The 4,652-nt window shown below is 46.6% G+C and carries 7 protein-coding genes; 2 read left to right on the forward strand and 5 right to left on the reverse strand.

The window, feature by feature from the left end:
- Window positions 1-408 precede the first annotated feature (408 nt).
- From ACOTX7_RS23815 to ACOTX7_RS23835, 5 genes are all read right to left on the reverse strand, one after another.
- Window positions 409-1,017 carry a hypothetical protein gene (locus tag ACOTX7_RS23815; protein WP_260630910.1) on the reverse strand — a complete coding sequence of 203 codons (609 nt, stop codon included), beginning with the start codon at window positions 1,015-1,017 and terminating at the stop codon, window positions 409-411.
- A 78-nt stretch (window positions 1,018-1,095) separates the two neighbouring features.
- A complete protein-coding gene (locus ACOTX7_RS23820; protein ID WP_421626173.1) occupies window positions 1,096-1,221 on the reverse strand; it encodes a hypothetical protein in 126 nt (41 codons plus the stop codon).
- A gap of 19 nt (window positions 1,222-1,240) precedes the next feature.
- A complete protein-coding gene (locus ACOTX7_RS23825) occupies window positions 1,241-1,513 on the reverse strand; it encodes an ogr/Delta-like zinc finger family protein (RefSeq protein WP_249941029.1) in 273 nt (90 codons plus the stop codon).
- A gap of 1 nt (window position 1,514) precedes the next feature.
- Window positions 1,515-2,069, reverse strand: coding sequence for a phage polarity suppression protein (locus ACOTX7_RS23830; RefSeq protein ID WP_112844569.1), 555 nt, complete (start codon window positions 2,067-2,069; stop codon window positions 1,515-1,517).
- Window positions 2,066-2,818, reverse strand: a complete 753-nt coding sequence (locus ACOTX7_RS23835; RefSeq protein ID WP_213808001.1) for a septation initiation protein — start codon at window positions 2,816-2,818, stop codon at window positions 2,066-2,068. The genes ACOTX7_RS23830 and ACOTX7_RS23835 overlap by 4 nt, the downstream gene beginning before the upstream one ends.
- 904 nt (window positions 2,819-3,722) lie before the next feature.
- Here ACOTX7_RS23835 and ACOTX7_RS23840 point away from each other — a divergent pair.
- Window positions 3,723-3,983 (forward strand): helix-turn-helix transcriptional regulator, encoded by a 261-nt coding sequence (locus ACOTX7_RS23840; protein WP_108463263.1) that lies wholly within the window; start codon window positions 3,723-3,725, stop codon window positions 3,981-3,983.
- Window positions 3,980-4,528: a host cell division inhibitor Icd-like protein gene (locus tag ACOTX7_RS23845; RefSeq protein ID WP_112844567.1), complete on the forward strand. Its 549-nt coding sequence runs from the start codon at window positions 3,980-3,982 to the stop codon at window positions 4,526-4,528. The genes ACOTX7_RS23840 and ACOTX7_RS23845 overlap by 4 nt, the downstream gene beginning before the upstream one ends.
- The last annotated feature ends 124 nt before the right edge of the window (window positions 4,529-4,652 follow it).

Below are 4,652 nucleotides of genomic sequence, written 5' to 3' on the forward strand. Positions count from 1 at the left end.
AAATGAAATGACTGAGTCAGCCGAGAAGAATTTCCCCGCTTATTCGCACCTTCCCTAACCTCTCATATCCTTTAAAATTTTCTAAGACAATTTTATTTAACACACATACTCCTTAAAAATAATTCCATTATTCAAGACGATTATTTGTTAATCATAGCCTAAGGTAAAATGATAATCCATTGTTGATCTCTCATTGCGCGCGCTCGTAGCCCCGCCACGCCTGCCCGCTTTATGGAGTGGTTTTCATGCAGTTGCATGATAGGCTCTAAACTGCGCCTTATCTGGTCTGGGAAGTAAAAATGCAAGTGCATAAAGTCATGCGATTTCATGCAGTATAGACATGCACTCAGGCTACATGCATCAAAAAACCCGGCACTGGCCGGGCTTAAGTGAGCTTTTCTGTTCATGTCAGAACAGCTTTCTTTTTTTTCTGTCTTCATGTGATCCTGATACCGGTGCTGAACCGGTCAGACTCATCACGTCGTCCCGGAATCTCAACGGCAATATTTCATTCGTCCACTTCAGCATTAGATTCAGGATAAATTCACGATACAACGTATCTGCATCATTTGTCCCTTCAATAATGCCCGGTATTTGCACTGAGCTATTCCGTTCGAATTGTCTGTACTTCATCCTGAGCAGGCTGCTCAATTCGGAACCGTGGAAAATAAAAAAGTCTCGTAAAAGCTCATCAATACGCTCCTCAGTGATACCATGATGGCAGTTTACATAGGCGTTTGCCTTACGCGCGGTCGCGTCAGCCAGTAGCGGCAGCAACTCTTCTTTTTCAGTAATCAGCCCAGCCAGTTCTGTGGCTGTTTCCTGTTGTTCCAGATATTCAGCCCGAAGAGCTTTCATCTCCGGCGTTACGATGCCGCCGCTCTGGTTAAGCAATTCCCTGAACTGCGCCCGATTGTTTTTGCTGGCCTGCTCAGTTTCGGTCTGATGCTGGCGCAGAGCCCCGAGGTTCTCAATGGCTGCTTCTTCGGCCTGTCTGGCCTCCACCCAGGTCTGCATTTTTTGGTAAAGGTCGATAATTCGGGATTGCCAGTCGGAGGAAAGGCTTTTCGTCAGTTTTTCCGTCTCGCGGGCTATTTAATTTGCAGGCAAATTCATGAGCCAATCCGCATCCTGAAGCGGTTTTTTTGCCCTCGCGAGGAGTGTTACTACGTGTCCGGTTGCGGCCTGAATCTGTTTTTCAGTCAATTGTTGTTCTGCCATATTGTTGTTCCTCCTCATTTTATTGTGCATGGCGGTCTTTAAGGGTACAGGCTGAACCGTAGCGGCCCAGTGTATGCGGCTGACGGACAAGAGAATCGCTCTGTGATTCAGGCTCAGGTGCTGCTGGTTTATGGGGCTTCATAATTATCATGTCCACACTTTCCAGGGCAGTAAATGTGCAGGAGCATTCAAGATTCTGGCACTGATACCATGAGCGTTTAACCGATGGAGCTTCATAGGCGCTGGTTCTGGCGTGTGCGACCGTGCCACATTCAGGACACTTCAGGGCCATATCAATACCCTCCTTTTTCATTAAGCCTGTTGAGGCGGGCCAGGAAAACTTTATGTTTTGCCGGAGTGAAAGTGGCTGCAGCATCAGCTCGCATTGATGCATCCACCGTTAATCCGGTTTCGTCGATAACGCTCTTATATGCTGCTGAAATTACAGGAGTACGGATTTCGGTTTGTCGGACTACAGCGGTGCGTAATATTTTCATTGCCGCCTCAAGCCCGTATGGTGCGCAAAGAAAAGGAGCCAGAGCGTCAGTGAGTGCATCACCATGCTCGCTCATGAAGTTTTCAATTGCGCTTGTAACACAGCTTTCCAGCACAATCTGGTGAGCATAAAGACCGTCCCGGGCGGCACAGTTAATTTGCCATTCGAGGAGTGCAAGGCGCTCACGAAGATTTTCAAGCTGGCTGGCATATGCTGCCGGTTTTTCTTCAGTATCCAGAAGAGCCGCCAAACGAAGCTGGCTGGTACTTTGCACATTACGTAGTGTCAGCCAGCTTTTTATCGCCGCGCGGTAGTTGTTGAGAGCTTCCTGAGTAATGTTTCCAGTATTCATCCCTTCTCTTCCCCTTTAACCATGTCACGCTGTTTAAGCATCCGGGAACGTGCTGCAGGACTAGGTGATTGCCTGGCATCCCGGATGGCTTTATCGTCCGCATAAATGCTGATCCCCGGCAGGGCAATATCATCCGTTGAAGATACGTTACAGGACAGTGCCGGAGTGGTGAGTTGCTCGCCGATAAATTGCTTCAGCACACTTTCAGGGTCGTTTACGGTATGAACCACGCCGATAACGGAAGAAGCGCTTCGCCCCAGAGTCATTTTCAGCAATCCAAGGATCTGAATAAGTTTCTGGCCGTGTTCCTTCATAAACTCATTCCAGAGCCACACTGCATGAGTTTCAATCAGCCGGTTATGTTCGCTGATGTAGCGGTTTGCAGCATCCGCAGTTTTCCAGGGCAGGAATTCATTTTCTGCGGAGTGAGCTTCAAGCAAATCTTCGAACTCATCAAGTGTTTCGCGTCCCAGGGCGATTTCTGCCCGCAGTTTTTTCATTCGTGGCGTCATATTCCCCTGATTCTCACGAAACAGGTTTCGCCATTCATCATTAAGCGCCTGCGTCTCCGTTTTTGTATCTTCCTGACGTTTACGGATAGTTTCAGTCATTGCAGCGGCTTCAGTTTGTATTCGCCGTTCTTCCTGCCAGACAGCTTTTGCTGCTTTAACTTTTTCTACCGCTTCGCGAATTTTCGGTGAGAGGGAGGGTGTAATGTTTGCATCAGGGATCTGGTTAACAGTTGTCATGGCTGCTCCGGTAGTGTTTTGTTGTTGTGTCAATTGTGCCGGTGCCCATACAAGCGCACTACCGATGAGGATTGTGCCAGTGACTGAACAATGACCTTGTTCTGGCTAGCCAGAGAAAGGTGTCATGTCTGATCCTCACCCTTCCTTTAATACATACTATTCACTACTGTTCACTTTCATAAAAGAATAGTAAATACATGTAGTTAAGGAGTGTAGGGTTTAAATCAAAGTGGTCATCTACTGTTCATGACTGTTCACAGAGATAAATTTAAACTTATATTTGTTTTTTATATAAATCGCGATATTTATTTCAGTTTATTACTGGATTTTTACTCCTCACCACTATTCACACGTATTCAACACTATTCAATATACAGTATAAAATGTGTCTTATGTCTGTTTGAAAATTAAACACTTAACCTCTCTACACTCGGTTGCATTTCAGGAAAATATCCATAAAAATGAATCTGTCTGATGCTCATTAAACACATCCGGATAAATGTGGAAGGATGCGGGTAATTTAATTTTTTTAGTCATTAACTTAATTAATACATATGATGAACTGTTTTTTATGAACGTTTTTTGGCCCTTTTATTATTCCGGTACTGTCTTCATCCTTATGATGTAACGCCCGGAATGATATGGTCTGGTTCATAATTGATTTGTGATCCTGCCTGGTGTAATAGACTTTTTTATTCTTGATGCTCCTTATTATATTCCATAAAAGAATGTTTTGTTTTTGTCCGTTTCATACGGTTTTTAGCTGTTTTATTTTTTGAGAAATCAATATTTCACTCCAAATAAATAAAGCATGCGCGAGCCGCTTATATAAACATAATAAGGAGCTACCTGAATCCGGATGGAATTGCCCGGACTGTTGTAAACATATTAGAGAGGTAGCCAGATGAATAGTATTTCCGTTTCCACCCCGGCACCAGCTTCTCCGGTGCTCCCGGTTCCGGCTCAGCAGGAGCGCTTCATACGATTACCAGAAGTGATGCACCTTTGCGGGCTATCCCGTTCAACCATCTACGACCTTATCAGCCGCGATGCCTTCCCTCAGCAGATATCCCTGGGTGGAAAAAATGTGGCCTGGGTACAGTCGGAGGTCAGTGCATGGATGGCGGCGCGAATTGCTGCCCGCGAGCAAGGAGGCCATGCGTGAAACTGGCTTTGCCGTCTCATCTCCTTTTTTCTGGCTTGCGTCCTGATATCTTTTCCAGGTATAGTTTTCCTGCTGCCGCAAAATCGGCTGCCGGGCGTAGGAACCCGAGTTACTTATTGGCGACACCAGACGCGCCGTGCGTCTTTTTTTACGTCGTTGCTCAGGCACACCCATTTTTCGGGCTGCGGTGCTTATACCTTAGCCCCTTTCAGATAATGGTGGTCCGGGCGGGGCAGCCTTCGGGCTGGCCGGTTTCCAATAAGGCCGGTATTCCTACCCCCGTTCGGGTCACCACCCATGAGCGTAGGAACTCCGGTGGTGGCATTTACCGCTACTTATTGGAGGTTGCCCTTATGGCTACGATCCTCGCCCCATCACATCCTCAATTTATATTTGTTTTTGCCGCCGTTCGTCGTGCAGAACGTAAACCACGTATCAGTATGCTGCGTATCGTCGCCAGCAATGAGCATCATGCACGTCTTTCACTGGTCCATGAGTATGTGCTTTGCCTTGCTGCTCGCCTGCCTCTCCGGGAGGTGATCTAATGAATCACGCCGCAATCTCTTATGACGATATTGTCCGCCTGAAGCATCTTCGTAACGTGGGGGAGTTTGGACTTTGTTGAATAAATCGAACTTTTGCTGAGTTGAAGGATCAGATCACGCATCT

Source organism: Enterobacter cloacae complex sp. IR5418 (assembly GCF_049238105.1).
Lineage (GTDB): Bacteria > Pseudomonadota > Gammaproteobacteria > Enterobacterales > Enterobacteriaceae > Enterobacter > Enterobacter hormaechei.

What these genes read in the sequence shown, in the direction of transcription:
- ACOTX7_RS23815 (WP_260630910.1), bottom strand. Translation starts at nt 1,017, where the DNA reads ATGCAGACCTGGGTGGAGGCCAGACAGGCCGAAGAAGCAGCCATTGAG.
- ACOTX7_RS23820 (WP_421626173.1), bottom strand. Translation starts at nt 1,221, where the DNA reads ATGGCAGAACAACAATTGACTGAAAAACAGATTCAGGCCGCAACCGGA.
- ACOTX7_RS23825 (WP_249941029.1), bottom strand. Translation starts at nt 1,513, where the DNA reads ATGGCCCTGAAGTGTCCTGAATGTGGCACGGTCGCACACGCCAGAACC.
- ACOTX7_RS23830 (WP_112844569.1), bottom strand. Translation starts at nt 2,069, where the DNA reads ATGAATACTGGAAACATTACTCAGGAAGCTCTCAACAACTACCGCGCG.
- ACOTX7_RS23835 (WP_213808001.1), bottom strand. Translation starts at nt 2,818, where the DNA reads ATGACAACTGTTAACCAGATCCCTGATGCAAACATTACACCCTCCCTC.
- ACOTX7_RS23840 (WP_108463263.1), top strand. Translation starts at nt 3,723, where the DNA reads ATGAATAGTATTTCCGTTTCCACCCCGGCACCAGCTTCTCCGGTGCTC.